Origin of the sequence: Roseivivax sp. THAF30 (genome assembly GCF_009363575.1) — a bacterium.
GTDB classification, from domain to species: Bacteria; Pseudomonadota; Alphaproteobacteria; order Rhodobacterales; family Rhodobacteraceae; genus Roseivivax; species Roseivivax halotolerans.
In genome coordinates, this window is the sequence record NZ_CP045389.1 from 3,676,735 (window position 1) to 3,701,795 (window position 25,061).

Here is a 25,061-nt window from a genome sequence, read left to right on the forward strand (position 1 = left end):
CTTTGGGTTGGCAAAAATACCCGCGGGAGCGCGAGGGCAGCGCCCTCGCTTCAGCCGACGGGCTTGGCGCGAAGGTAGAGGTAAAGCGGAAGGCCACAGCTCACACCGATGCAGAAGGTCGCCGGGATCGCCAGAAGGCCTGTCCAGTTGCGCCGCATCGCGACCTCCGCCAGCACCCACAGGGTCAGCGTGACGGCCGCGATCGTGAGATCCCAGGTCAAGCCGGTGGTGGAGGCGTTGACATACCACGCGTCGATCAACGCGCCGAAGGACCAGTCATTCTGACTGAGATAGGTCACGAACCAGTACATCGGGTGCACCGCGCCCCATACCGCCAGCGCTAGCCACAATGGACGCAGCCCGCGCATCAAAAACCGATCCCGTAGGTGAGATTACCGCGCGTTCGGCTGATGGAACCGCCGACATCGACGCCGTTCGTGCCGACCTCGACAAAAACGTTCCGGTTCGTGACAGTTTCCTGCGGCGGCGGGCCAAGCTCGCGCTCGAACGGGTTCTCCGGCTCGGACGCGCAGGCGGCAAGCGCCAGGAACGGCAGGGCCCAGAGCACTCTCATCGCGACACCACGCCGAATTCCGCGCTGCCGGTGACGGTGATGCCCGGCTCGCGCTGGTTCGGATCCGGGCGCTCGGGCTCACCGTCCGCACCGCAGGCGGCGAGGCCGAAAATGGCAAAGATCAGAAAGGCTCTCATCCAAGTCTCTCCTTCCAACGGGCGATCTGCGCGCGAACCTGTGCAGGCGCCGTGCCGCCGTAGCTCGTGCGGCTTGCCACGGAATTATGCACGCCCAGGACGTCGAAGACACCCTCGGTGATGCTTTCGTGAACGCCTTGCATGTCGGAAAGGCTCAAGTCCGGCAGATCACAGCCCTTCTTCTCGGCGAGCGCGACCAGCGTTCCGGTCACGTGATGCGCGTCGCGGAAGGGCAGGCCCGCCTCGCGCACGAGCCAGTCGGCAAGGTCCGTCGCGGTCGAGAAACCACTCGAAGCGGCCGCCTCCAATGACGCGCGGTTGGCACTCATGTCGCCCACCATGCCGGTCATCGCGGCGAGCGACAAAAGCCAGTTGTCCGCGGCATCGAAGACCTGTTCCTTATCCTCCTGCATGTCCTTGGAATACGCCAAGGGCAGTCCCTTCATCACTGTCATCAGCGCCACATTGGCCCCGAAGATCCGTCCGATCTTGGCGCGGATGAGTTCGGCCGCGTCGGGATTCTTCTTCTGCGGCATGATCGACGAGCCGGTCGAGAACCGGTCCGACAGGGTCACGAACCGGAATTGTGCGGACGACCAGATCACCAGCTCTTCGGCGAAGCGCGACAGGTGCATCGCGCTGATCGAGGCGACCGACAGAAACTCGAGCGCAAAATCGCGGTCCGACACGGCGTCGAGCGAATTGGCCATCGGGCGGTCGAAGCCCAAGGCCTCGGCGGTCATCTCCCGGTCGATCGGAAAACCCGTGCCCGCGAGCGCCGCCGCGCCGAGGGGCGATTCGTTCATCCGGGCGCGTGCGTCCCGCAAACGCGACAGGTCGCGGCCGAACATCTCGACATAGGCCATCATGTGATGGCCCCATGTCACCGGCTGCGCGGTTTGCAGATGGGTGAAGCCCGGCATGACCCAATCCGCGCCGGCCTCCGCTTGGACGAGGAGCGCGCGCAGGAGCGCGAGGAGTTGCTCTTCCCCGGCATCGAGCTGATCGCGCACCCAGAGCCTGAAATCCGTCGCCACCTGGTCGTTCCGAGACCGCCCGGTATGCAGACGCCCTGCCGCATCGCCGATCAGCGCCTTCAGTCGCGCCTCCACGTTCATGTGGATGTCCTCGAGCGCGGCGGAGAATTCGAACTCCCCCGCCTCGATCTCTGACAACACGGTGAGCAAGCCTTCCCTCATCGCCTCTGCATCGCTAGCTTTCACGATGCCTGTGGCAGCCAGCATGGCGGCATGGGCCCTCGATCCGGCGATGTCCTGCGCCGCGAGCCGCTTGTCGAACCCGATCGAGGCATTGATCGCCTCCATGATCGCGTCCGGGCCCGCGGCGAAGCGCCCGCCCCACATCTGGTTCGAGGTCGTGTCGGACATGAAGAATACTCCTGGCGGAGGGAATATGAAGAAAGCTCTTGGCGTGCTCGTCTATACTGCGGCTCTGACGCTTGCAATTCCGGCAGGAGCGGATGTCTCCGACCTGTCCGAGATGCGGGACGGCGACATGAAGAAGCTCAACATTCACTCCGACCCGAAGCCCGCGGGCACCTCAGCGTTCGAAACCTTCGAAGGTGAGGCGCTCAGCCTTGCGGATTACGAAGGCAAGTGGACGCTCGTGAATTTCTGGGCCACCTGGTGTGCGCCCTGCCGCGAGGAAATGCCCGCGCTGTCCGAACTGCAAACCGAGCTTGGCGGAGACGACTTCGAGGTCGTCACCATCGCCACCGGCCGCAATCCGCCGCCGGCGATGGAGACTTTCTTCGAAGAGATCGGCGTCCACAACTTGCCGCTGAACCGTGACCCGCGATCGACCCTGGCGCGGGAAATGGCGGTTCTCGGCTTGCCGATCACCGTTATCCTCAACCCCGAGGGCCAGGAAGTGGCGCGCCTGACCGGCGATGCCGACTGGGCCTCCGACGATGCCAAGACCCTGATCGAGGCAATGATCGCCGACTGAAAACCAGCTCATAGCGCCCTATATTGACGTTGCGTCATCCAGGCGTCATTCTCCGTGGCTATAACAAAAAGACTTCAGCCAATACCAAGAGCAGTCACTGGAGACAGGCATGACATTCAAGATCCGTTCCGCGGCCATTGCGGCCGTTCTAACGTTCGGCATGGCACAAACCGCCCTTGCTGATCCCAACTGGCTTCCGATCACCTCGGAAAGCGAATTCATGCGCGCGGTCGCGGGCAAGGAGCTCGAGGACCGGCGCGGCAACAAGCTGCGCGTCCGTACGGACGGCACCTATGTCGCGATCACCAAGGGCCGCGAAGCCTCCGGCGAATGGCGCTGGTCCGGAGACACGCTCTGCCGCGAAGCGCCGGGCGATGTCGGCTCGGGCTGCCAGAAATGGGAAGTCGCCGGCGACTGGGTCCGTATCCTGCCCCAATCCGGCGGGGCCGAGCGCGCGCATCGCTACCGGTTCAAGTGACGCAACGACCGCTTTGACAGCCCGCGATCTCCTCCCGCATCTTGGCATGCAGGGGGAGATCGCATGCCGCTTTTGGTGCTCATCGCACTCGTCGTCGGCGGGATCGCGGGCGTCGCGATCCTGACGCATCTCTTCGGCTTCTCGAAATTGCACCGCTTCGACGATGCCGAGGCGGCCCGCATGGCCTTCCTGCGCGAATGGCCCGATGTCGCGACCGGAACCATCACACTGTCAGCTGACCGCCATTCCGCCTTGATAGAGACGGATAAGGGCCCTGCCCTCGTCTGGGCCATGGGCGCGGACAGCTCGGTGCGCTTTCTGGCAGATGCCGACGCGCAAGAGACGAAAACCGGTCTCAGCATCCGTCTCGCCGATCTCACTGCCCCGAATATTCGCATTCGCCTTGCGCCAGATGAGCGCCGGGCCTGGCTGACCTCCATGAAAGTCCCGCGATGACATCCGATCTTTCCTATCCCGACGTCGTGCAGATGGCGGTGCCCCTCTTCATCGCGCTTATTCTTATAGAGCTTCTCTGGATCGCGATGATGCGGCGTGGCGGGCGATACGAGACCCGCGATGCGGTGACCTCGCTCGTCATGGGCGCTGGCAATGTCGCCTCCGGAATAGCGCTAGGCTTCATCGCTTGGGGCTTCTTCATGGCGCTCTGGGCGATCACGCCGCTGGACCTCGGCACGTCTATCTGGGTCGTCGCGCTCTGCTTCGTGCTCGACGATCTGCGATATTACTGGGTGCATCGCTTCGGGCATCGCATCCGCTGGGTCTGGGCGAGCCATGTCAATCACCACTCCTCGCAGCACTACAATCTGACCACGGCGCTCAGGCAGACCTGGACGGGCACCTTCACCTTCATGATGATCGTGCGCGCGCCGCTGATCCTTCTGGGTTTTCACCCGGCGATGGTGCTGTTTTGTGGCGGTCTGAACCTGATCTACCAGTTCTGGATTCATACCGAGGCGATCGGCCGGATGCCTCGCTGGTTCGAGGCGGTGATGAACACGCCCTCGCATCACCGCGTCCATCATGGCCGCAACCCACGCTATCTCGACGCCAATTACGCGGGCGTCTTCATCATCTGGGACAAGATGTTCGGCACCTTCGTGCCCGAGCGCGAGGACGAGAAGGTCGATTACGGGCTGGTGCACAATCTTGGAACGTTCAATCCGATCCGGGTCGCGTTCCATGAATGGATCGCGATCTTTCGCGATGTGACGCAGCCGGGTCTGACCTTGCGCGAACGTCTCGCCTACGCGGTTGCGCCGCCGGGATGGAGCCATGACGGCTCTCGCGACACCTCCGAGGCGATCAAGGAGAAGCACCTCGCGCGGCACCCGCAGGATCGGGGCACGCCGGGCTTTTCCTGAGCGCGGATGCCTCCCGTGGATTGCTCCGAATAAACTTCGGGAGGCCCCAATCTCAGCTCAGGGTCCGCAATAGGATCCGCTGCGATGGCGCGCCGTGTCGAAGTGGAAATGATCCTGGTGATACCGGTCCGAATCGGGACCGAGCGTCGTGCCGAATATACCGCAGGCACCCTTGTACATGCGCTTCAGGATCGGTCCCTGGTTCGCGGTGCGATACCCGCCCAGAACGGACAGTTGCGATCCGTCGCGAAGGGTGATCGCGGAGATGTCGATGGCCCGGCCCTTGCCATGCTCCGAGATCGGCGCGCCCGGCTGATGGTTCCGGGTGCGGCAATTATAATGCGCCGCCACGCGAAGTTCGGAGATACCGCCACCGACAGAGCCAACCGCGGGCTTAGCTGCCCGGTTCACCCAAGACTTCAGCGCCCGCGCCGTCGAGCAATGCAGCACCGCCCGTTGGCTTAGCGCCACGCCGGACACCGCGCGCACTTCCACGGCATCCTCGACCCCGCAGCCATTGATCCGTCCCGGCACATAGCCCACGTATTCGCCCTGAATGTCGGGATCGCCGCAAAGGGCGCCCCGATCGCGTTCGCGCTGCCGGGCCATGGCTTTCTGCACAAGAGATTGCGAGCGTCGCTCAGGTCGCAGCGTCTGCCTCACGGCCAGCGGTGTCGCCGCCGCGAAAGCGCGGATATCGGTGTCCTCGTAGCCTGGAAAATGATCGAGGGGCTCGTTGCGCGGAATAGGCTCGAACCGTGAAAAGCGCTGCAGAAGGCGTGAGGCCAAGAGCTCCTCGAAACTTTCGGGCCGCGGGATCGGGGTCACGGCCTGCAAGACCGTCTCCGACGATACGCCGCGCGCGATCGGTCTGAGGGAGCTGTCCGGTGCAGCGGCGTGGGCGGTTGCGCTGAACGTCAGCGCGGCAACAAGGCAAAAGCGTCGTATCATCTGTCCATTTTCACGCGCCCGAAATCCGGAGCGTCCGTGTCCTGTCCTGCTTCGATGATGCCGCGCCGGATGGCGCGGGTGCGAGTGAAATATGCGTGAAGGTGCTCCCCGTCACCTTTTCGGATCGCCCGCTGGAGCGCGAAAAGCTCCTCGGTGAAGCGTCCGAGGATCTCGAGCGTCGCTTCCTTGTTGGTCAGGAACACATCCCGCCACATCGTGGGATCGGAGGCCGCGATGCGCGTGAAATCCCGAAAGCCCGCGGCGGAATACTTGATGACCTCACTGTCGGTGACGCGCCGAAGATCGTCCGCGACGCCGACCATCGTGTAGGCGATGAGGTGCGGTGTATGGCTAGTGACGGCCAGGACAAGGTCGTGATGTTCGGCATCCATCTCGTCGGTCAGCGCGCCCAGCGCCTGCCAGAATCCGGTGAGCCGTGCGACCGCATCCGGATCGCTGCCTGCGACCGGGACGATCAGGCACCAGCGATTGTCGAAGAGCGTGGAGAAGCCTGATTCCGGCCCGGAATGCTCGGTTCCGGCCAAAGGATGCCCGGGAACGAAATGCACGCCCTCGGGGATGTGCGGCCCAACGGCGGCGATCACCTCTTTCTTGACCGACCCGACATCGGTGACTGTCGCGCCCGGGGCGAGATGCGGTGCGATGGCCTCCGCGACTGTGCCCATCGCGCCGACTGGAACCGCCAGCACGACAAGATCCGCGCCCGCGACGGCGTCTTCGGCACTGTTGCAGACCGTATCGCAAAGCCCGATCCGGCGCGCGGTCTCCCGCGTCTCCTCGGAGCGCGCGTAGCCCGTGACGTGACCCGCGACACGACCGCGTTTCATCGCCCAGTACATCGAGGAGGCAATGAGCCCCAGGCCGATCAGCGCGACGCGATTGTAGATCGGCGCACCGGCCCCGCTCATCTCTCCCCCGCTTTGAACAACCCGATGCAATGCGCCACGCGGCGGCAGGCGGGCTCGTCGCCCACGGAGATCCTCAGGGCAGACGGGAGGCCGTAGCCGGTCACGCGCCGCACGATCAGACCCTGTCTCTGCAGATAGGCGTCGCAGGCTTCTGCCTCCTCGGGGGAGGAGAGCCGCGCGAGTACGAAATTCGCGGTGGAGGTGTCGGACGGCACGCCATGCTCCATGAGCGCCTCGGCGAGCCAGGTGCGAAGGCGCAGGTTCTCGTTACGGGATTTCTCGACGTAATCGGTGTCGCGGACGGCGGCCTCCGCGGCCGCGAGCGCCACGTTCGAGAGGTTGAAGGGGCCGCGCACGCGGTTCATCACGTCGATAACAGCCTTCGGCGCATAGCCCCAACCGATCCGCATCCCGCCCAGCCCGTAGATCTTCGAGAAGGTGCGCGTCATCACGACGTTCTCGCGGGTTTCCACAAGCTTCGCGCCGCCATCGTAGCCTTCCACGTATTCCGCATACGCACCGTCCAGCACCAGCAGGGTCTGTGGCGGAAGCCCCTCGGCCAGCCGCTCGATCTCGGCGAGACCGACCATAGTTCCCGTGGGATTGTTCGGATTGGCGAGGAAGACGAGCTTGGTCTTCTTCGTGCAGGCCGCGAGGATCGCGTCGACATCTGTGACGCGCTCTTTCTCAGGCACCTCGACCGGCGTCGCGCCGGAAACGCGCGCGCTGATCTTGTACATGGCGAAGCCGTGCTCTGTATGGATCACCTCGTCACCCTTGGCCGTGTAGGCCTGGCACAGGAAGTGGATGATCTCGTCCGACCCGTTTCCGCAGATGATCCGCGCCGGGTCGAGCCCGTGCACCTCACCGATGGCGGTACGCAATGCGAGGTGATCGCCCGAAGGATAGCGGTGCATTTCGTGCAACGCCCGCCGAACCGACTCTTTCGCGCCTTCCGGCGGACCAAATGGGTTCTCGTTCGAACTGAGCTTAATCACGTTCGATACGCCATCGACCTTGGACTTGCCGCCCTCGTAGAGAGCGATATCCATGATCCCGGGCTTCGGTACGATCTTGTTCATCGACTGGGCACTCCTCGGCCCCGGCTATAGCGGTCCGATATGGACGTGAAAAGCACGAAGGACGCGCCCGCGCCCCAAGTCACACGAAAACCTCGAAGCGCTCCTGCGCGCCGACATCGAAGACGCGCTTATATCGGGCGATCTGGTCTTCGGGGCCCATCGCCTTGTTGGGGTTGTCGGACAGCTTCACCGTGGGGCGCCCATCCGCCGCAACAGCCTTGCAGACGAGGCTGAACGGCGCCAGCCGATCGTCCTGCGTCAGCCCGCGGAAGTCGTTGGTCAGAAGCGTGCCCCAGCCGAAGGAAACGCGCACCCGGCCGGCGAATTGGGCATAGAGTTCTTCGATCTTTTGAACGTCGAGCCCGTCCGAGAAGATGATGAGCTTGTCCTTCGGATCCTCCCCGCGCGACTTCCACCACGCGATCGCCGTCTCGGCGCCCGCCGCCGGATCGCCGGAATCGATACGGATACCGGTCCACCCGGCGAGCCAATCAGGCGCATGTTTCAGGAACCCTTCGGTCCCGTAGGTATCGGGCAGGATGATCCGCAGGTTGCCATCATGCTCCTCGTGCCAATCGGCGAGAACGTCGTAAGGGGCCTGTGCCAGCGCCGCGTCGTCATCGGCGAGCGCGGCATAGACCATCGGCAATTCATGCGCGTTCGTGCCGATCGCCTCAAGATCGCGGTTTTTCGCAATCAGGCAGTTGGACGTGCCGGTGAAATTGTCGCCGAGCCCTTCATACATCGCCTGCACGCACCAATCCTGCCAGAGGAAGGAATGCCGCCGGCGTGTGCCGAAATCTGCGATCCGGAGACCGTCGATTGCACGAAGCCGCTCGATCTTCTCCCAAAGCTGGGTCATCGCGCGAGCATAGAGCACCTGTAGCTCGAAGCGCCCCAGATCGTTGAGGACGGCGCGGCCGCGCAGCTCCATCAGAACCGCGAGCGCCGGGATTTCCCAAAGCATCACCTCGGGCCATGAGCCTTCGAACGTCAGCTCGTACTGATCGCCGACCCGCTCGAGGTGGTAGGGCGGAAGGCGCAGCTTCTCGAACCAGTCCATGAAATCGGGCCGGAACATCTGCCGCTTGCCGTAGAAGGTGTTGCCTCGCATCCACGTCGATTCCCCACGCCGAAGGGACAGGGAGCGGATATGGTCGAGCTGCTCGCGCAATTCGCCCTCGTCGATCAGCCGGGCCAGAGGCACGTGATCGGAGCGGTTGATCAGGCTGAACGTGACCTGAGTGTCGGAATTGTTGCGAAAGACCGACTGGCACATCAAGAGCTTGTAGAAGTCCGTGTCGATCAGAGAGCGGACAATCGGATCGATCTTCCACTTGTGGTTCCAGACGCGTGTGGCGATGTCGACCAAATTCCGGTCCTCCTTGCGGCACCGTTCCGGTTTAGCGGGCTGCGGCGGAGAGGCGCAACCTCACCCCGAGATCCGCACCCCTGCATGGGCCATATCGTCAAGCGCGGCGGTGAGGGAGCCGTCGAGATCGATGGCGCGACAGAGATCGGTTCGGACCGTGACGCCGAAGCCCAGCCGCGCGGCGTCGCGGGCGGACCAGGCAACGCAGAAATCGGTGGCAAGGCCGACGAGCGTCAGGTCGGTGATCCCTCGGGTTCTGAGATAGCCTTCGAGGCCTGTCGCAGTTTCCTGATCATTCTCGAAAAAGGCTGAATAGCTGTCGATACCGGGTCGAAATCCCTTGCGGATGACGGTTTCGGCCCGGTCCGTATCGAGCTCTGGATGGAAGGCCGCGCCCTGCGATCCGATCACGCAATGATCGGGCCAGAGAACCTGCGTGCCATACTCCATCTCGATCGTCTCAAACGGGGTCTTGCCGTCGTGGCTCGACGCAAAGGAGGAATGCCCGGCGGGGTGCCAGTCTTGCGTGAGAATAACAGCGTCGAAACTCGACATGGCGGCATTGATCGGCGCGACGATCTCGTCGCCCTCGTCCACGGCAAGCGCGCCGCCGGGGCAGAAATCGTTCTGAACGTCGATGACGAGAAGGGCGTGCATGAGGATCTCCGATGGCCGTGCCGAATGACACTAACTGCATGCGGCGTCGTGGCAAGGCCCGCGCCTCTTGCGCGCAAGGGGCCGCCTGCCCTATTTCGCGAGCCATGTTCACGGTTGCAGCGCTCTATCATTTCACGCCGTTCGAAGACCCGTCCGCCTTGCGTGCGGCTCTTTTGGCCTGTGCGGAGGCTGGGCGTGTGACCGGCACGCTTCTTCTGGCGCGCGAAGGGATCAACGGAACGGTCGCGGGCCCCGAAGACGGAGTTGCGTCTCTCATCGCGCATATCCGCGCCCTTCCGGGCTGCGAGGATCTGGAGGTCAAATACTCCACCGCAACAGAGCGCCCATTCGCCCGCCTCAAGGTGCGGCTGAAGAAAGAGATCGTCACGATGGGCCAGCCAGATGTCGATCCGCGCGCCCGGGTCGGGCATTACGTGGAGCCGGCTGAATGGAATGAGCTGATCCGCTCGCCCGACGTCGCGGTGATCGACACACGCAACGATTACGAGGTCGCCATCGGCACCTTCGAAGGTGCCATCGATCCCGGAACCGAAAGCTTCCGTGACTTTCCCGCCTGGTGGGAAGAGAACAAGCACCGCTTTCACAACAAGCGCATCGCGATGTTCTGCACAGGAGGCATCCGCTGCGAGAAATCCACGAATTGGCTGCTGAGCCAGGGCATGGACGAGGTCTATCACCTCAAAGGCGGCATTCTGAAATATCTTGAGGAGATGCCCGAGGCGGACAGCACCTGGCAGGGCGATTGCTTTGTCTTCGACGGGCGCGTCTCTGTCGGCCACGGCCTCAAGGAAGGGCCGCACGCGCTGTGCCACGCTTGCCGAAGGCCGATCCTGCCGGAGGATCGCGCACGTCCCGAGTATGAAGAAGGAGTCTCGTGCCATCTTTGTGCAGATGAAACGAGCGAAGAGGACAAATCGCGTTTCAGGGAACGTCAGAGACAGATCTCACTCGCCAAAGCACGCGGCGAGCGGCATCTGGCAGGTCTCGACGATTAGCGCGGCGAGCGCTTGGCCAGGATCCGTTGCAGCGTCCGGCGGTGCATGTTGAGCCGGCGCGCCGTCTCCGACACGTTCCGGTCGCAGAGCTCGTAGACGCGCTGGATATGCTCCCACCGCACACGGTCGGCGGACATCGGGTTCTCCGGCGGCGGCGGCAATTCCTCGCCTTCAGCGAGCAGCGCGTTGATGATGTCTGTCGCATCGGCAGGTTTCGACAGATAATCCGTCGCGCCGATCTTGACCGCAGCGACCGCGGTCGCGATCGCGCCGTAGCCCGTCAGGACGACGATACGGGCATCGGGCCGCTTCTCGCGCAGGACCTCGACCACATCGAGACCGTTGCCATCCTCGAGCCTGAGATCGACCACCGCATAGGCCGGCGGACGTGCCGTCGCGATTGCGGACCCGGCCGCCACCGACTCTGCCATCTCCACATCGAAGCCACGCTTCTCCATGGCCTTGGCAAGCCGCCGCAGAAACGCCTCGTCGTCATCGACCAGAAGAAGCGATTTGTCGTCGCCGAGTTCGCGCATGCCGGTTCCCTGTCCGCCTCCGAAGGTGTCGGTGTATCAAAGATTTAGTGACGCAGGGCCATCCGGTCAAATGCGACGAAACGCTCAGCTTTGGGCGGCCTCGGCAAAACAGCCTACGCCCGCGGCGATCTCCTCGGCCGGAAGCTCACGGCGGTAATAGTCGACGAAGCCTTCGCCAGGCATCAGAAGGTAGGTGAAGGTGGTGTGATCAACGAGGTAATACTCGTCCTCGGGATCCTGAGGCACGCGGTAGAACACGCGGAAGACATCGGCCGCGGCTTTCACCTGTTCGGTGCTTCCCGTGAGCCCGACCATCTCGGGGTGGATGGCCTCGGCGAATTCGCCCACGACGTCGGGTGTGTCCCGTTCAGGATCGACACTGACAAAGGCCGTTTGCGCCTCGATCCCCTCCTCTTCGAGGATATCGATCACGGCGGCGTTCCGTACCGTATCGAAAGGGCACACGTCGGGGCAGAACGTATAGCCGAAGTAGAGGAGCGTCGGTTCGGTCACGAGACTGTCCTGCGTCACGGTCTCGCCGTCCGCACCCACCAGCTCGAACGGGCCGCCTATATCGCCCGCCACCGCGCCTGAGCGGCATTCCGCGAATGTCTGCGGATCGCCTCGCAAGAGCGACCAGAACGCCGTCACCGCGATCACCGCCGCCAGTGCCACACCGGCTGCCACCACATAGATCCAACGCATCACTCTTGCTCCCAGATTGCCAGGGTCTGGTAAGGGTCGTATCACTTGCCCCCGCACCCGCAAGAGACAGGTTGGCGCAGATGACAGACGCGGAAATCGGAATTTTCGGCGAGCGTCGCCGCGCCAACTGGATCCGGCTCAGGACGATGATCGTACTGCGCTGGTTCGCCATTGTGGGCCAGCTTACTGCGATCGCGGTCGCCGAATACGTCTACAATCTCGATATGGAGACCGGCCTGTGCATCATGGCGGTCGGCATCTCGATCATCGGCAATCTCGTCGCGACCTTTATCTTCCCTCAAAGCAAGCGTCTGTCGGAGACCGAGAACCTCTTGATGGTCATCTTCGACGTGCTTCAGCTGGCCTTCCTGCTCTTCCTGACCGGCGGGCTGCATAACCCGTTTTCGCTTCTGCTGCTCGCGCCGGTGACCGTCTCTGCAGCGGTGCTTCCGCTGGGACGCACGGTGCTGCTCAACGCGGTCGCCCTGGCGCTCGTCACCGGGCTTGTCTTCTACCACCTGCCGCTCAAGACCGAGTCCGGCCAGGTCCTGCGAATTCCCGACTTGTTCGTCTTCGGACAATGGACGGCGATGACCATCGCGCTCGTGTTCATCTCGCTCTATGCACGCCGGATCACGCAGGAAATGAGCGCGATGGGCGATGCGCTGGCCGCAACCCAGATGGCCTTGGCCCGAGCGCAGAAACTCAACGACCTGGGCGGAGTGATCGCCGCGGCAGCCCACGAGCTCGGCACGCCGCTCGCCACGATCAAGCTCACGTCGGGCGAGCTCATCGAGGAGTTGGCCGACCGCCCCGAGCTGCAATCCGATGCGACCCTGATCCGCGAACAGGCCGACCGTTGCCGCGACATCCTGCGCTCGATGGGACGTGCGGGCAAAGACGATCCGCAAGTGCGCCATGCCCCTCTGATGGAGGTCATTCGCGAGGCGGCGGAACCGCACGAGGATCGCGGCAAGACCATTCTGATCGACGGCGACTGCGAGGGGGAGCCTCTCATCCTGCGTCGCCCAGAGATCATTCACGGCATTCGAAACCTCATCCAGAACGCCGTCGATTTCGCGCGCACCACGGTTGAGGTCGAGGCCACGTGGACCGAAAGCCAGATCTCCGTTCGGATCGTCGATGACGGTCGCGGTTTCCCGCCACATCTTCTCGGCCGGATCGGCGATCCCTTCATGCGCTCGCGCCGAACCGAAAGCCAGCGTCAGGCACGCCCTGCCTACGAGGGTATGGGCCTTGGCCTTTTCATTGCGAAGACGCTGCTCGAGCGAACCGGCGCCGAGCTGAGCTTCGCCAATGGGCACGACCCGTTCGCAGCCCCGCGCTCCGAGGACGAACATCAGGGGGCCATCGTCGAAGTGATTTGGCCGCGCGAGGCGATTGCGGTCGATACGCGCACCGCACGGGCTCCGCTCGGGCGAAATACTCTCGTCGAGAACTAAGCGCGGTTAATGCCGCCTTAACCCTCGCTGTCCAAGCTGGTCCAAGGGACAGATGAGGCGCGACATGGACTACGAAACGATATCCGCCATCCTTGTCGGGGCAGGGTTGGGTCTTTTGATATTGAGGATGGGTCCTTGGCCCGGCCGTGCGCCTCATGACGCTGCACCCATGGCACTCGACCTGGAAGCCCAGCGTCTCAGACAGGCGTCAGAGGTTTCGCCGCTGCCCATGTGGCATACCGGACCCGACGGAAAGCTGATCTGGGCGAACCGCGTCTACCGTCAGATCGCGGACGTTTCGGACACGGACTTGGCCTTTGCAACCCGCCGCCCCTCCAAAGACGGCAAAACCCGCGTGACACTTCCCAGGACCGTCGGGGATATCGGGGTCGACTTCGAGATATCCACCATGCCCGTCACCGGTGGCACGGCTCATATCGCCACGGAAATCAGCGCCATCCTCAAGGCCGAGGCGGCGCGGCGGACCTTCGTTCAGACCCTGTCCAAGACCTTTGCCGATCTACCGATAGCTCTTGCCGTCTTCGACAAGGACCGGCGGCTCGCCCTGTTCAATCCGGCCCTGCTGGATTTGACCGGCCTCGCGCCCACCTTCCTGTCTGCGCGCCCGGATACGATGAGTTTCTTCGATCAGCTCCGAGAAAATCGCATCATGCCGGAGCCAAAATCCTACGCCGAATGGCGACAGCGTCTGGCCGATCTCATCAAAGCGGCGAGAGATGATCGCTATACTGAAACGTGGAGCCTGCCGAACGACCGCACGTACCGAATAAGCGGTAGGCCGCATCCCGATGGAGCTATCGCGTTCCTGATCGAGGATATCAGCTCTGAAATCTCGCTATCGCGCCGATACAGAGCCGAACTGGATTGCATGTCAGCAGTGCTCGATGCGTCGGACAAGGCTCTGGCGGTCTTCTCCGGCCAGGGCGAGCTTCTTCTGACAAATGCCGGGTACCGCCGTCACTGGCAAGCCTCGGGCAGACTGAGCAGAACCGGCGCGTCGCTTGCGGACGAAATCGCTGGATGGCGCAAGCTCGCCGGCGACTCGGAGGCGTGGCAGATGATCCGAAATAGCGTGGCACGAACGTCGGCAGCCGGTGAGGCGCGAATTGATGCGGGCGGGAAGCAGTCTCTCGACATCTCCGTGTCTTGGACACCGCTGCCTCACGGCGCGACGCTCGTCAGCTTCTCGGGCGACGCGCAGGCCGTTGCAGCGCCCCGAAAGGCACGGCTGGCGCATATCGCCGGAGCTTGAAACGCGCGAGCCATCGATCCGCTCTTGCGGGTCATGCCCGGCGCGATAGTCTCGCGCCATGTGTCCCGAGCGCCGCCACCTCATCCTCCAATCCCCCGACGAGACCGCGTCGCTGGCCCAGCGGATCGCCCCTGTTCTGCGGCCCGGTGACACGATCCTGCTTTCCGGCGGGATCGGCGCGGGCAAGACCCATTTCGCGCGCTCTTTGATTCAGAAACGCCTCGCGGTTCCAGAGGATGTGCCATCGCCGACATTCACCCTGGTGCAGACCTACGAAACCGGCACTGGCGAGATCTGGCATGCCGACCTTTATCGGCTCGACGGACCGCAAAGCATCGATGAACTCGGCTTGGCCGAGGCTTTCGATACAGCGATTTGCCTTGTCGAATGGCCAGATCGGCTTGGCGATCTTGCGCCGGAACAGGCTCTGTTTGTGGCGTTCGAGTCAGGGCCGGTAGATGAAGCGCGCAGTCTAGAGTTCACCTGGACCGATCCGCGCTGGACCTCGCGCATCGAAGGCGTCCTGTCGTGACTGTGGAGACCTTTCTCGAAAAGGCGGGATGGGCCCGTGCCGCCCGTGCGCCGCTTGCGGGCGATGCCTCGACGCGCCGATATACCAGGCTGCAACGCGGCAGCGAACGCGCCATCCTCATGGAAGACCCGGACGGCGCGCCGGAGCATTTCGCGAGGCTCGCCCATTACCTTTTGGGCCTTGGCCTCAGCGCGCCCGAACCCTTTGCCGAGGCACCGGGCCTCCTCCTGCTTGAAGATCTGGGTGACGGCGTCTTCGCTAAACTGGCCCGCGAGAGGCCAGAACAGGAAGACACGCTCTACCTCGCCGCGGTCGAAGCGCTCGTCACGCTGCACGCCGCGGACCCGCCGGATGTGCCGCCTGCCGATCCTCGCTATTTCACTGACCAAGCGAGCGATGCGCTGGAGTGGTATCTCCGAGGACTCGGAGCTGAGACCTCGAAAACCGACCCTGTCATTGCCGAACTTGGCGAAGCACTCGCCAAGCATGCGCCTCAAACGGACGTCACCATCCTCCGCGACTTCCATGCCGAGAACCTTATCTGGCTCCCGGACAGGCAGGGGCCCGCGCGGGCCGGTCTTCTCGATTTCCAGGATGCCCTGCAGGGCCACCGGGCCTATGATATGGTCTCGCTGATCGAAGACGCCCGTCGCGATGTCTCAGAGACGACCCGACAGGCAGTTGTTCGGTTCTACCTCGACGCAACAGGTGAGACGGCGGCAGAGTTCGAGACCGCGATGGCGGTGCAAGGCGCAGCGCGCAACCTGCGTATCCTCGGTATTTTCGCCAGGCTCGCAGCGAACCGGGGCAAGCCGGGCTACATCGACCTTGTTCCGCGTGTATGGGGTCATCTCAGCCGCGATCTGACGCATCCTGCCTTGGCGGATCTCGCCGCCGCGATCGAGATCGTTTTGCCACGACCAACCGAAGCTCATCTGCAAAGCCTCAGGAGCCAATGCCAGACGCCGTCATGATCTTCGCGGCCGGGTTCGGCACGCGCATGGGCGACTTGACCAAAGACCGCCCGAAACCGCTGATCGAGGTTGGCGGGCAGACGCTCCTCGACCGCACGCTCGAGCTCTGTGCAGAGATTCCGCGCCGGGTGATCAACACCCATTACCTCGCCGCGATGATCCGCGATCACGTGACAGACCAGGACGTCACGGTGATCGAGGAATCGCCGGAGATCCTCGATACCGGCGGAGGGCTCAGGAACGCGCTGCCCGTTCTGGGTCCGAACCCAGTCTACACGATGAATTCCGACGCGGTCTTCGCCGGGCCGAACCCTTTGGCGCTCCTCGGAGACGCATGGGAGTCTGACCGCATGGACGCGCTTCTGCTTTGTGTGCCGCTCGAACTGGCTATCGGGCGCAAGGGTGATGGGGACTTCACACTTGCCGAAGACGGGCGCCTGCAGCGCGGCGGGAATAGGGTCTATACCGGTGTGCAGATCCTCAAGACAGATCAGCTTGCCGGTTTTCCCGACCACGTCTTCTCGCTCAATCGTCTCTGGACGGAAATGGCATCCAGGGGCCGCCTGTTTGGTCTCGACTATCCCGGCCGCTGGGCGGATGTCGGCCATCCCGGCGGGATCGCGCTTGCCGAAGAGATGCTGGACACATGATTTTCGAGAACGAAGCCAAACCGCGCCTGTTCGGCATGCCGCCCGGCGCGGATTTTGCCGCCGAGCTCGTGAGCGGCCTGCGCCGACGCGTCGCGCATATGTCACCCGAGACGATGGCCCGCACCGAGCTTTACGCCAATAGCGGGCGCATGGCTCGCCGGATCGAGGCGTGTTTCGCCGAAGGCCCGCCTGGCTTCCTCCCTCGTATTCGTCTTCTGACCGACACCGCCGAACCGGGCCTCCGCGCGCTGCTACCAGAGCCTGTCTCGCCCCTCAGACGGCGCCTGGAGCTGACCAGCCTCGTGTCCCGGCTTCTCGATCAGGACCCCGATCTTGCGCCTCGGTCGGCCCTGTTCGACTTGTCGGACTCACTCGCCGGTCTCATGGAGGAAATGCAGATCGAGGGTGTTCCGCCCGAAGCAATCGCGACGCTCGATGTCGAGGATCAGTCCGGGCACTGGGAGCGCGCGCTCGGTTTTCTGCGGATCGTGCAGGACTATTTCGATGCGACCCACCCTGAGCCCGATGCCGCCGCGCTCCAGCGCCGGGCGGTGGCGGCACGGATCGCGCGATGGCAAACCGTGCCGCCGGAACACCCGGTTGTCGTGGCGGGCTCGACGGGGTCGCGCGGAACCACGCACGAGATGATGGTCGAAGTCGCGCGTTTGCCGCAGGGCGCCGTGATCCTGCCGGGCTTCGATTTCGACATGCCGCGCCATGTCTGGGACCAGTTGATCGACGATCTTCCACGCGCCGATAAAAGCCAGCCGGGCGAGGATCATCCGCAATTCCGCTTTGCCCGTTTGCTGCGCGACCTCGGCGCAAGCCCAGCTGACGTAAAACCCTGGGGCGGCCCGCCTCCCGCGCCGGGCCGGAACAGGCTCGTCTCGCTCGCGCTGCGCCCGGCCCCGGTCACGGATCAATGGCTGACCGAGGGGCCCGATCTGCCACCTCTGGGCGCGGCGACTGAGCAGGTGACTTTGCTGGAGGCCGCGCATCCCCGCGAAGAAGCCGTCGCCATCGCTATGCGCCTGCGCGAAGCAGCGGAGCAGGGGCAAAAAGCGGCTCTGATCACGCCGGATCGCGTCCTGACGCGGCAAGTGACGGCAGCGCTCGACAGGTGGGGCATCGTGCCGGACGATTCCGCAGGTCAGCCGGCACAACTGTCGCCTCCGGGTCGGCTCCTGCGTCAGGTGGCGGCCCTGTTCCACGAGGATCTGACCGCCGAGACGCTTCTGGCCCTGCTGAAGCACCCGCTCTGCCATGCCGGCGACACGCCCAAGGAGGACCGCAGCGCGCATACACGCGCAGTGCCGGCGCTCGAAGCGCATATCCGTCGGAAAGGGCTGCCTTACCCGGATGCGGAATCTCTGCGCGCATGGGGCGAGCGATGCGGTCACGCTGCCTGGGCCGATTGGCTTGCCCGCACCGTGTGCGACCGAAAAATCACCGGACACCAGCCGCTCGGCGAGTGGATCGCCGCGCATCAGGCCCTTGCCGAAGCCGTGTCCGCAGGCAGCCAAGGCGCTGGATCGCGCGCCTTGTGGGACAAGGAAGCCGGGCGCACCTTGCGTTCGGTCATGGAGGCGCTGACCCGCGAAGCCGATGCCGGGGCCGACCTTTCGGCCCGCAACTACGCCGACCTTTTCCGAGCGGTCCTGTCCCGCGATGAGGTGCGAAACCCGGACAGCGTCCATACAGGCATTCGGATCTGGGGCGCGATCGAAGCACGGGTCATGGGCGCTGACCTGATGATCCTCGGCGGTCTGAACGAAGGCTCCTGGCCGGAAATGCCCAAGCCAGACCCGTGGCTTAACCGGCGTATGCGAGCAGATGTGGGTCTAACACTGCCTGAAAGACGTATCGGGCTCGCAGCGCATGATTTCCAGCAGGCGATTGGCGCACGTGAAGTCTGGCTCACTCGTGCCACGAAATCCGATGACGCGGACACCGTGCCGTCGCGCTGGCTGAACCGGATCACCAACCTCATGGCAGGCTTGCCAGAACGCGGAGGCGATGTCGCGCTTGAGGCGATGAGAGCGCGGGGGCGCGACTGGCTGAGAAAGGTCCATGCCCTCGAAACGCCGATCGCGGCACCCACGGCAAAGCGCCCGTCGCCTCGGCCGCCATCCGACGCGCGGCCGCGATCCCTGCGCCTGACGCAAGTGAAAACCCTGATCCGCGACCCTTACGCGATCTATGCCCGGAATGTTCTGCGCCTCATGCCGCTCAATCCGCTGATGCAGGCGCCGGATGCACTTTTGCGTGGAATCGTGACGCATGACGCGCTTGAAGCGTTCGGAAAAGCTATGCGGGACGAGGGTCTTCAGCCGACGGCGGAGACGTTTCTTCAGCATGTCACCCGCGCGCTGGCCGAGAAGGTGCCCTTCCCCCTCGCGCGGCAGCTTTGGCACGCGCGAATGCGGCGGGTGGCGGGAAGCTTCGCGCAGGACGAGGTGGCGCGGCAGGCCCGCGCGGGCCTCGCGCATATCGAGGCTGAAGGGGAAGCGCGGCTGGAACTGCTGGACTTCACGCTGACTACCCGTGCCGACCGGATCGATATCGACGACCGAGGTGGCGCGTATCTTTACGACTACAAGACGGGCAATCCGCCTCAGCCCAAGGAGCAGAAATTCTTCGACAAGCAGCTTCTTCTGACCGCCGCCATGATCGAGCGTCAGGCATTCGACGGGCTTCGCCCGCGCTTTATCGCGGATGCGCGGTATATCGGTCTCGGCTCGAATGCCGGCGAGGTGCCGGCGCCTCTGGACGAGGAGCCGCCGGCGAAGGTCTGGTCGGATCTCGAAGCGCTGATCGCGCGATACCTCGACGCCGGACAGGGCTTCACCGCGCGGCGTGCGATGCTGCTCGACAGCGGATCGAGCGATTACGACGATCTGTCCCGGCTCGGCGAATGGTCGGTCTCCGACAAGGCAAACCCCGAGGAGGTGTCCTGATGCGGGACGATGCCAGCGAAGCGCAGGTGATTGCCGCACGTCCCGGAAGCTCGACCTGGCTTTCGGCCAATGCCGGTTCCGGCAAGACACGCGTTCTGACCGACCGCGTGGCGCGGCTTCTTCTCGAGAATGTCGCGCCCGAGAACATCCTCTGCCTGACCTATACAAAAGCCGCCGCGAGCGAGATGCAGAACCGTCTCTTCAAGCGGCTCGGTGCCTGGGCAATGCTGCCGGATGCGGACCTGCGGTCGGAGCTCGGCACGCTTGGCGTCGACGGTCCTTTCGAGCCGGTTTTTCTGCAGAAGGCGCGCACGCTCTTTGCCCGCGCCATCGAAACCCCGGGCGGTTTGCGGATCCAGACCATCCACTCTTTCTGCGCTGCGCTTCTGCGGCGGTTCCCGCTCGAGGCACAGGTTAGCCCGGATTTCCGCGAGATGGAGGACCGGTCGGCCGAACTTCTGCGCGCCGAGATCCTCGAGCGCATGTCCGCCGGACCGGAGGCCGCGCGCGTCTCCGATCTCGCACTGCATTTCACCGGGCAGGACGACAGCCTTGATGGGCTTCTGAAGGAGGTTTTGGGCCGAAAGAGTGTCTTTTCGAAGAAGAGCAGCTTCGATGCAATCCTGAAGCTTTATGGTCTTCCCGCAGGTTATGAAGAAAGCGTGCTTTTGGAAGAAGTGTTTCTTGGAGATGAACTCGGGCTCTGTCAGCGCTTAGAGCCGCTCCTCGCCGCGGGTGGTTCTAAGGATCAGGAGGCGGCAACGGCACTTGGAGGTGTATCCGGCAAAAACAGAGATAGTTTTTCGGCCCTCTCGGAAGCTTTCCTCACTAAAGCAGGTACGGTCAAAAAACAGGTGCCGCGCAAGGCGATGAAGGATGACCCCGCTCTTGCACAGGACATTCAAGCGCTCACTGATCTCTGCAATCGGCTAGAGATCGCGCAAGATCGCCAAAAAGCCCTCGCCGCCGCCGAGCGCGATCTCGCCCTGCATCGCTTCGCTGAAGTCTTTCTGCCCGCCTACGAGGCCGAGAAACAGGCTCGCGGCTGGCTCGATTTCGACGATCTGATCGAGAAGGCGCATGAGCTTTTGTCCAACTCGGTCGTGGCCGATTGGGTACTGTACCGACTGGACGGCGGCATCGACCATATCCTTGTCGACGAGGCCCAGGACACCAACCCGCTGCAATGGCGCGTCATCGAGAAGCTGGCCCGCGAATTTACAGCCGGGCACGGCGCGCGCGCGGATCTGTTGCGGACGATCTTCGTGGTCGGGGACACCAAGCAGTCGATCTATTCATTCCAGGGCGCCGATCCCGATGAATTCGAGCGGATGCGTGCGGCCTTCGACGCGCGGCTGAACAATGCGGGCACACCTCTCGAAATTCGGTCGCTCGCCTATTCCTTCCGTTCGGCGGGTCCGATCCTGCAGGCGGTCGATGCGACATTTGACGATGCGGACGGGTCCGGCTTTGCCCCCGGCGGACGGCATCTGCCGTTTCATGCCGAAATGCCCGGACAGGTCGATCTCTGGCCCGTTGTCCCCAAGCCCGAGAAAGACGAAGACGACGTTTGGTATGAGCCGGTCGACCGACCCGCACCCACCGATGCGACCGTTGTGCTTGCCAAGCGGATCGCGCGGTTCATTCGCGAAGCGATCGAGCGCAAGCAGCCCCTGCAACTCGGCCAGTCCGCACCCCGCGCCATGCATGCGGGCGATGTTCTTATCCTCGTGCGGCGACGGGGCACGCTTTTCGCCGAGATCATCCGCGCCTGTAAGGCCGAGGGACTGCCGGTTGCGGGCGCGGACCGGCTCAAGGTCATGGCGGAGCGGGCTGTGAAGGATATCGGCGCGCTCTTGTCGTTCCTCGCCACGCAAGAAGACAACCTGTCCCTCGCGGTCGCCCTGCGCTCTCCATTATTTGGGTTGAGCGAACAGGATCTGTTCTCGCTCGCCCACAAGCGGAAGGGCGAAAGCCTTTGGGAAGAACTGCGAAAGCGCGAGCCCGATTACCCCCAGACGCTTGCGATCCTGAACGACCTGCGTCGTCAGGCCGATTTCCTGCGCCCCTACGACATGATCGAACGGATCCTGACGCGCCATAACGGTCGTGCGAAGCTGATCGGCCGGCTTGGCATAGAGGCTGAGGACGGGATCGACGCGCTGCTGGCACAGGCCCTCGCCTACGAGAGCGGCGCGGTGCCCTCGCTCACCGGGTTTCTCGGCTGGATGCAAACAGACGATCTGGAGATCAAACGCAGCCCCGAAGCCGCGGGGCGCGCGATCCGTGTCATGACGGTCCACGGAGCCAAGGGCCTGGAGGCGCCGGTCGTGATCCTGCCCGATTGCGCCAAGGCGAAGGCCGAACACAAGGGCGCCTTGCTGGACCTTGGTCCCGACAGCGTCGTCTGGAAGGCCAAAAGCGAGGAGATGCCCGAGGCTCAAAGCGAGGCGCTGGAGATCGCCAAGGAGCGCGACAAGGCGGAGCGGGACCGGCTCCTCTACGTCGCGATGACGCGGGCTGAGGCATGGCTCGTCGTTGCAGCCGCAAGCGATATCGGCAAGACGCCGGACGAGTCGTGGTACGGGCAGGTGCAAAGGGGTCTGGAGCGGGCCGGAGCCCTCCCCTTCGCGTCGCATGATGGCGAAGGGTTGCGCCTCGGAGCGCTGCCTGACGTTCCGGCTGAAGAGGCTTCAGTCTCAGAAGAACAGGCTCTAACTTTGCCCGATCACTTCCACCGCGATGCCGCCGTGCCGCTCGTCCAGCGCGCGCTTCTTTCCCCTTCGGATCTCGGAGGGGCCAAGGCGCTTCCCGGCGACGGGGATGAGACGGAGATCGCGAAAGCACGCGGCACGCGGATTCACGCACTGCTCGAGGTTTTGCCCGACCTGCCCGAGACCGACCGGCCGTTGGCGGCGAACCGAACGCTGGCCGGGATGCGGGTGCCGGAAAACGAGCGAGCCGAGCTCGCAGGTGAGGCACTGTCCGTCCTCACGGCACCGGAACTGTCCGACATCTTTTCGCACGGCGCGCTGGCCGAAGTACCGCTGACGGCCGATCTACCACGTCTGGGCCCGATGCACGGCATCATCGACCGGCTGATCATTACGCCGGAACGCGTTCTTGCGGTCGATTTCAAGACGAACAGGCAGGTGCCTGCCACGGCAGACGCAGTTCCCGAAGGCCTTCTGAGACAGATGGGCGCTTATCGCGCCATGCTGAGCGCGATCTATCCCGAACGGAACGTTGAGACCGCGATCCTCTGGACTGCAACCGCGCAGATCATGAACTTGCCCGCCGCGCTCACGGACGCGGCACTCGCACGCGCGGCCCCGCTTGATTCTGCCGAGGCTGCTCCATAGGTTTGCTCCAAGACATCCCGTAATTTCGATGGAGTAGATGCCATGGCCACAGTTGCCGTTACAGACGACACTTTCGACCAGGAAGTGAAGAATTCCGACGTGCCCGTAGTCGTCGATTTCTGGGCCGAATGGTGCGGTCCCTGCAAACAGATCGGTCCGGCTCTCGAGGAGCTGAGCGCCGAATATGACGGCAAGATCAAGGTCGCTAAGGTCGATGTGGATTCGAACCCGAATACCGCAGCGGCGATGGGCGTGCGCGGCATTCCGGCGCTCTTCATCTTCAAGGACGGCCAAGTTGTGTCCAACCGCGCGGGCGCTGCTCCGAAAGCCGCCCTCAAAGGCTGGATCGACGAGTCGATCTGATCGATTGAAATGCCGAGCGAATGATCGCCCCGCGCCCGGAACGGCGCGGGGCTTTTCGTATCAAAGCTCGAAAACGCGGCTGACGAGCGACATCAGCCGATCGAACCGCCGGGATTGCGCGGCGCTGCGAAGACGCTGCTCGGCTGGAAGGCCCCACCACTCTGCCAACACCCGATGCCTCAGAAGCATCCGCACCGAGGGATCTGTCTCTTGCACCAGCGTGTACCCGCGGAAGAACGACGATAGGAGTGGGAGCGGCAACACTTCCCCTGGCACGATGGCCGAATGATCGGCTCGCAGCGTGGCGACATCGACGAGCAGGCGCGCGATGTCATGACCGACGGGAGACGCGCCGGCTTCGTGAAAATCAAGCCCCCAGACGCGATCTCCGAGAAGGAGATTACGCATGTGCAGATCGCCGTGAAGCTTGGCGGCCACCGTTTCCTGACCTTCGAAACGCGGGCGCATGTCCTTGAACCGGGATGCCGCCTTCCGAAACCTCTGCGTCTCTGCGATGGGACGCTGTCCAGCGGCTTCTTCGGCCAGAATAGTATCGAGGTATCGATAGGTGAACTTCGGCTGGAAGATCCTCACCGTCCCAAGCCGCGCGCGATGAAACCGATCGAGCCAGAGCCCTGCGCGCTCAAGATGCGTGCCCTGATCGCCGGGATTTGCGCGTTCGAGGCAATCTGACAGCGTTCGACCTTCGGCAAAGCTCATGAGGCAGGATTGTGTCTCGGTATCGACCGCAAGCAAGGTCGGCACAGCGGCCATCGGATCGTCCGGGAAATGTGCGTTCACGTCGAGATGGGCCGCCATCGCCGCCATGAAGCCTTCGGGATCCCGCGGGCGTATCTGCTGCTTCAGCACGATATCATGACCGCCCCGCGAGACCCGGAAAAGATCGCGCGACACGCGCGCATCCTCCCGGGCGGAAAGTCGATGCACGGACCATCCCTCCGTCTCTAACCCGGCCTCTTCGGCCAGTCGCGACCAGACCGACCCAAAGATCTTCAGAGCGTCCTGCCGCACCGTTCCCCCTGCACTTGCTTCCGTGCGGCTCCATACGCGCCGCTTGCGCCGGTTCTGTCCAGCCCCCATATGGCGGCAGACCGACAAAGGAGTGAGACATGGCCGACGAGACATTTCCCGGTTGGCACGGCACGACGATCATCGGGGTCCGCAAGGGCGGCGAAGTCGTCGTCGCGGGCGACGGGCAAGTCAGCCTAGGACAGACCGTCATCAAAGGTTCGGCGCGCAAAGTGCGGCGGCTGTCGCCCGGCGGATACGACGTGGTCGCGGGATTTGCCGGCTCGACCGCGGATGCCTTCACGCTTCTCGAGCGGCTCGAAGCCAAGCTCGAAGCGACACCCGGGCAGTTGCAGCGGGCGAGTGTCGCACTCGCCAAGGACTGGCGGACTGACAAGTACCTGCAAAAACTCGAAGCGATGCTGATCGTCACCGACGGCAAGGATCTTTACGTCATCACCGGCGCGGGCGACGTGCTGGAGCCGGAACACGATATCGCGGCGATCGGCTCGGGCGGGAATTTCGCGCTCGCCGCGGCACGCGGGCTCATGGAAACCGAACGCTCCGCCGAAGAGATCGCCCGCCGCGCGATGGAGATCGCAAGCGACATCTGCGTCTATACGAACGGCAACCTGACCGTTGAGAAAATCGGCGGCTGAGCCGCCCCCGGA

At 63.7% G+C, this 25,061-nt stretch carries 26 protein-coding genes; 14 read left to right on the forward strand and 12 right to left on the reverse strand.

Going from position 1 to position 25,061, the window contains the following annotated elements; translation table 11 throughout:
• Positions 1–50: 50 nt before the first annotated feature.
• Genes FIU91_RS17820 through argH form a run of 4 tightly spaced genes read right to left on the reverse strand, consistent with a single transcriptional unit; the run spans position 51 to position 2,099 of the window.
• Entirely contained in the window at positions 51–368 is a 318-nt protein-coding gene (locus tag FIU91_RS17820) for a DUF2834 domain-containing protein (protein WP_152463490.1), read from the reverse strand.
• Positions 368–574, reverse strand: a complete 207-nt coding sequence (locus FIU91_RS17825; RefSeq protein WP_152463491.1) for a hypothetical protein — start codon at positions 572–574, stop codon at positions 368–370. Before FIU91_RS17825 ends, FIU91_RS17820 begins: the two co-directional genes overlap by 1 nt.
• Positions 571–711: an argininosuccinate lyase gene (locus tag FIU91_RS17830; protein WP_152463492.1), complete on the reverse strand. Its 141-nt coding sequence runs from the start codon at positions 709–711 to the stop codon at positions 571–573. Before FIU91_RS17830 ends, FIU91_RS17825 begins: the two co-directional genes overlap by 4 nt.
• On the reverse strand, positions 708–2,099 hold the full coding sequence (argH, locus tag FIU91_RS17835) for an argininosuccinate lyase (RefSeq protein ID WP_152463493.1): 1,392 nt from the start codon (positions 2,097–2,099) through the stop codon (positions 708–710). The genes FIU91_RS17830 and argH overlap by 4 nt, the downstream gene beginning before the upstream one ends.
• 25 nt (positions 2,100–2,124) lie before the next feature.
• Here argH and FIU91_RS17840 point away from each other — a divergent pair, with 25 nt between their 5' ends.
• The 4 genes from FIU91_RS17840 to FIU91_RS17855 all read left to right on the forward strand — a co-directional run bounded on the left by FIU91_RS17840 (position 2,125) and on the right by FIU91_RS17855 (position 4,539).
• Positions 2,125–2,679, forward strand: coding sequence for a TlpA disulfide reductase family protein (locus FIU91_RS17840; protein ID WP_152463494.1), 555 nt, complete (start codon positions 2,125–2,127; stop codon positions 2,677–2,679).
• A 109-nt stretch (positions 2,680–2,788) separates the two neighbouring features.
• Entirely contained in the window at positions 2,789–3,157 is a 369-nt protein-coding gene (locus FIU91_RS17845; protein ID WP_093009060.1) for a hypothetical protein, read from the forward strand.
• A gap of 63 nt (positions 3,158–3,220) precedes the next feature.
• Complete coding sequence (locus FIU91_RS17850) at positions 3,221–3,613, forward strand: hypothetical protein (RefSeq protein WP_152463495.1); 393 nt, start codon at positions 3,221–3,223, stop codon at positions 3,611–3,613.
• The gene (locus FIU91_RS17855) at positions 3,610–4,539 is read left to right on the forward strand and encodes a sterol desaturase family protein (RefSeq protein ID WP_093009062.1); all 930 of its coding nucleotides are present in this window, start codon (positions 3,610–3,612) and stop codon (positions 4,537–4,539) included. Before FIU91_RS17850 ends, FIU91_RS17855 begins: the two co-directional genes overlap by 4 nt.
• A 57-nt stretch (positions 4,540–4,596) precedes the next feature.
• On the opposite strand, the gene FIU91_RS17860 is transcribed toward FIU91_RS17855, so the two are convergent.
• The 5 genes from FIU91_RS17860 to pncA all read right to left on the reverse strand — a co-directional run bounded on the left by FIU91_RS17860 (position 4,597) and on the right by pncA (position 9,530).
• Complete coding sequence (locus FIU91_RS17860) at positions 4,597–5,490, reverse strand: extensin family protein (protein WP_093009063.1); 894 nt, start codon at positions 5,488–5,490, stop codon at positions 4,597–4,599.
• Positions 5,487–6,419: a prephenate/arogenate dehydrogenase family protein gene (locus FIU91_RS17865; protein WP_152463496.1), complete on the reverse strand. Its 933-nt coding sequence runs from the start codon at positions 6,417–6,419 to the stop codon at positions 5,487–5,489. The genes FIU91_RS17860 and FIU91_RS17865 overlap by 4 nt, the downstream gene beginning before the upstream one ends.
• Positions 6,416–7,501: a histidinol-phosphate transaminase gene (hisC, locus tag FIU91_RS17870; RefSeq protein ID WP_093009065.1), complete on the reverse strand. Its 1,086-nt coding sequence runs from the start codon at positions 7,499–7,501 to the stop codon at positions 6,416–6,418. Before hisC ends, FIU91_RS17865 begins: the two co-directional genes overlap by 4 nt.
• A gap of 79 nt (positions 7,502–7,580) precedes the next feature.
• Entirely contained in the window at positions 7,581–8,873 is a 1,293-nt protein-coding gene (gene pncB, locus FIU91_RS17875; RefSeq protein ID WP_152463497.1) for a nicotinate phosphoribosyltransferase, read from the reverse strand.
• Positions 8,874–8,933: 60 nt separating this feature from the next.
• A complete protein-coding gene (pncA, locus tag FIU91_RS17880; protein ID WP_152463498.1) occupies positions 8,934–9,530 on the reverse strand; it encodes a bifunctional nicotinamidase/pyrazinamidase in 597 nt (198 codons plus the stop codon).
• A 104-nt stretch (positions 9,531–9,634) separates the two neighbouring features.
• On the opposite strand from pncA, the gene FIU91_RS17885 reads away from it, so the two are divergent.
• Entirely contained in the window at positions 9,635–10,546 is a 912-nt protein-coding gene (locus tag FIU91_RS17885) for a rhodanese-related sulfurtransferase (RefSeq protein WP_152463499.1), read from the forward strand.
• On the opposite strand, the gene FIU91_RS17890 is transcribed toward FIU91_RS17885, so the two are convergent.
• Positions 10,543–11,082: an ActR/PrrA/RegA family redox response regulator transcription factor gene (locus FIU91_RS17890; protein WP_152463500.1), complete on the reverse strand. Its 540-nt coding sequence runs from the start codon at positions 11,080–11,082 to the stop codon at positions 10,543–10,545. The genes FIU91_RS17885 and FIU91_RS17890 overlap by 4 nt on opposite strands.
• A gap of 84 nt (positions 11,083–11,166) precedes the next feature.
• The gene (locus FIU91_RS17895; RefSeq protein WP_152463501.1) at positions 11,167–11,787 is read right to left on the reverse strand and encodes an SCO family protein; all 621 of its coding nucleotides are present in this window, start codon (positions 11,785–11,787) and stop codon (positions 11,167–11,169) included.
• Positions 11,788–11,867: 80 nt separating this feature from the next.
• Between FIU91_RS17895 and regB the strand changes: the two genes are divergently transcribed.
• The 8 genes from regB to trxA all read left to right on the forward strand — a co-directional run bounded on the left by regB (position 11,868) and on the right by trxA (position 23,361).
• Complete coding sequence (regB, locus tag FIU91_RS17900; protein WP_093009071.1) at positions 11,868–13,250, forward strand: sensor histidine kinase RegB; 1,383 nt, start codon at positions 11,868–11,870, stop codon at positions 13,248–13,250.
• Between the two features lie 169 nt (positions 13,251–13,419).
• Entirely contained in the window at positions 13,420–14,523 is a 1,104-nt protein-coding gene (locus tag FIU91_RS17905; RefSeq protein WP_172975044.1) for a PAS-domain containing protein, read from the forward strand.
• Positions 14,524–14,581: 58 nt separating this feature from the next.
• A complete protein-coding gene (gene tsaE, locus FIU91_RS17910; protein WP_152463503.1) occupies positions 14,582–15,055 on the forward strand; it encodes a tRNA (adenosine(37)-N6)-threonylcarbamoyltransferase complex ATPase subunit type 1 TsaE in 474 nt (157 codons plus the stop codon).
• Positions 15,056–15,057: 2 nt separating this feature from the next.
• Entirely contained in the window at positions 15,058–16,029 is a 972-nt protein-coding gene (locus FIU91_RS17915; protein WP_172975064.1) for a phosphotransferase, read from the forward strand.
• Positions 16,011–16,679, forward strand: coding sequence for a nucleotidyltransferase family protein (locus FIU91_RS17920; protein ID WP_152463505.1), 669 nt, complete (start codon positions 16,011–16,013; stop codon positions 16,677–16,679). Before FIU91_RS17915 ends, FIU91_RS17920 begins: the two co-directional genes overlap by 19 nt.
• Entirely contained in the window at positions 16,676–19,636 is a 2,961-nt protein-coding gene (gene addB, locus FIU91_RS17925; RefSeq protein ID WP_152463506.1) for a double-strand break repair protein AddB, read from the forward strand. The genes FIU91_RS17920 and addB overlap by 4 nt, the downstream gene beginning before the upstream one ends.
• A complete protein-coding gene (gene addA, locus FIU91_RS17930) occupies positions 19,636–22,998 on the forward strand; it encodes a double-strand break repair helicase AddA (RefSeq protein ID WP_254701999.1) in 3,363 nt (1,120 codons plus the stop codon). Before addB ends, addA begins: the two co-directional genes overlap by 1 nt.
• 42 nt (positions 22,999–23,040) lie before the next feature.
• A complete protein-coding gene (gene trxA, locus FIU91_RS17935) occupies positions 23,041–23,361 on the forward strand; it encodes a thioredoxin (RefSeq protein ID WP_093009077.1) in 321 nt (106 codons plus the stop codon).
• Between the two features lie 60 nt (positions 23,362–23,421).
• Here the strand turns inward: trxA and FIU91_RS17940 are convergent, their stop codons facing one another.
• Positions 23,422–24,276, reverse strand: a complete 855-nt coding sequence (locus FIU91_RS17940) for a phosphotransferase (protein WP_254702000.1) — start codon at positions 24,274–24,276, stop codon at positions 23,422–23,424.
• Between the two features lie 215 nt (positions 24,277–24,491).
• Here FIU91_RS17940 and hslV point away from each other — a divergent pair, with 215 nt between their 5' ends.
• The gene (hslV, locus tag FIU91_RS17945) at positions 24,492–25,049 is read left to right on the forward strand and encodes an ATP-dependent protease subunit HslV (RefSeq protein ID WP_152463508.1); all 558 of its coding nucleotides are present in this window, start codon (positions 24,492–24,494) and stop codon (positions 25,047–25,049) included.
• Positions 25,050–25,061 lie beyond the last annotated feature (12 nt).

Excerpts from the sequence above, each read along its gene's own strand:
- FIU91_RS17820 (WP_152463490.1), bottom strand. The coding sequence starts at position 368 with ATGCGCGGGCTGCGTCCATTGTGGCTAGCGCTGGCGGTATGGGGCGCG.
- FIU91_RS17825 (WP_152463491.1), bottom strand. The coding sequence starts at position 574 with ATGAGAGTGCTCTGGGCCCTGCCGTTCCTGGCGCTTGCCGCCTGCGCG.
- FIU91_RS17830 (WP_152463492.1), bottom strand. The coding sequence starts at position 711 with ATGAGAGCCTTTCTGATCTTTGCCATTTTCGGCCTCGCCGCCTGCGGT.
- argH (WP_152463493.1), bottom strand. The coding sequence starts at position 2,099 with ATGTCCGACACGACCTCGAACCAGATGTGGGGCGGGCGCTTCGCCGCG.
- FIU91_RS17840 (WP_152463494.1), top strand. The coding sequence starts at position 2,125 with ATGAAGAAAGCTCTTGGCGTGCTCGTCTATACTGCGGCTCTGACGCTT.
- FIU91_RS17845 (WP_093009060.1), top strand. The coding sequence starts at position 2,789 with ATGACATTCAAGATCCGTTCCGCGGCCATTGCGGCCGTTCTAACGTTC.
- FIU91_RS17850 (WP_152463495.1), top strand. The coding sequence starts at position 3,221 with ATGCCGCTTTTGGTGCTCATCGCACTCGTCGTCGGCGGGATCGCGGGC.
- FIU91_RS17855 (WP_093009062.1), top strand. The coding sequence starts at position 3,610 with ATGACATCCGATCTTTCCTATCCCGACGTCGTGCAGATGGCGGTGCCC.
- FIU91_RS17860 (WP_093009063.1), bottom strand. The coding sequence starts at position 5,490 with ATGATACGACGCTTTTGCCTTGTTGCCGCGCTGACGTTCAGCGCAACC.
- FIU91_RS17865 (WP_152463496.1), bottom strand. The coding sequence starts at position 6,419 with ATGAGCGGGGCCGGTGCGCCGATCTACAATCGCGTCGCGCTGATCGGC.
- hisC (WP_093009065.1), bottom strand. The coding sequence starts at position 7,501 with ATGAACAAGATCGTACCGAAGCCCGGGATCATGGATATCGCTCTCTAC.
- pncA (WP_152463498.1), bottom strand. The coding sequence starts at position 9,530 with ATGCACGCCCTTCTCGTCATCGACGTTCAGAACGATTTCTGCCCCGGC.
- FIU91_RS17885 (WP_152463499.1), top strand. The coding sequence starts at position 9,635 with ATGTTCACGGTTGCAGCGCTCTATCATTTCACGCCGTTCGAAGACCCG.
- FIU91_RS17890 (WP_152463500.1), bottom strand. The coding sequence starts at position 11,082 with ATGCGCGAACTCGGCGACGACAAATCGCTTCTTCTGGTCGATGACGAC.
- FIU91_RS17895 (WP_152463501.1), bottom strand. The coding sequence starts at position 11,787 with ATGCGTTGGATCTATGTGGTGGCAGCCGGTGTGGCACTGGCGGCGGTG.
- regB (WP_093009071.1), top strand. The coding sequence starts at position 11,868 with ATGACAGACGCGGAAATCGGAATTTTCGGCGAGCGTCGCCGCGCCAAC.
- FIU91_RS17905 (WP_172975044.1), top strand. The coding sequence starts at position 13,420 with ATGGCACTCGACCTGGAAGCCCAGCGTCTCAGACAGGCGTCAGAGGTT.
- tsaE (WP_152463503.1), top strand. The coding sequence starts at position 14,582 with ATGTGTCCCGAGCGCCGCCACCTCATCCTCCAATCCCCCGACGAGACC.
- FIU91_RS17920 (WP_152463505.1), top strand. The coding sequence starts at position 16,011 with ATGCCAGACGCCGTCATGATCTTCGCGGCCGGGTTCGGCACGCGCATG.
- addB (WP_152463506.1), top strand. The coding sequence starts at position 16,676 with ATGATTTTCGAGAACGAAGCCAAACCGCGCCTGTTCGGCATGCCGCCC.
- addA (WP_254701999.1), top strand. The coding sequence starts at position 19,636 with ATGCGGGACGATGCCAGCGAAGCGCAGGTGATTGCCGCACGTCCCGGA.
- trxA (WP_093009077.1), top strand. The coding sequence starts at position 23,041 with ATGGCCACAGTTGCCGTTACAGACGACACTTTCGACCAGGAAGTGAAG.
- hslV (WP_152463508.1), top strand. The coding sequence starts at position 24,492 with ATGGCCGACGAGACATTTCCCGGTTGGCACGGCACGACGATCATCGGG.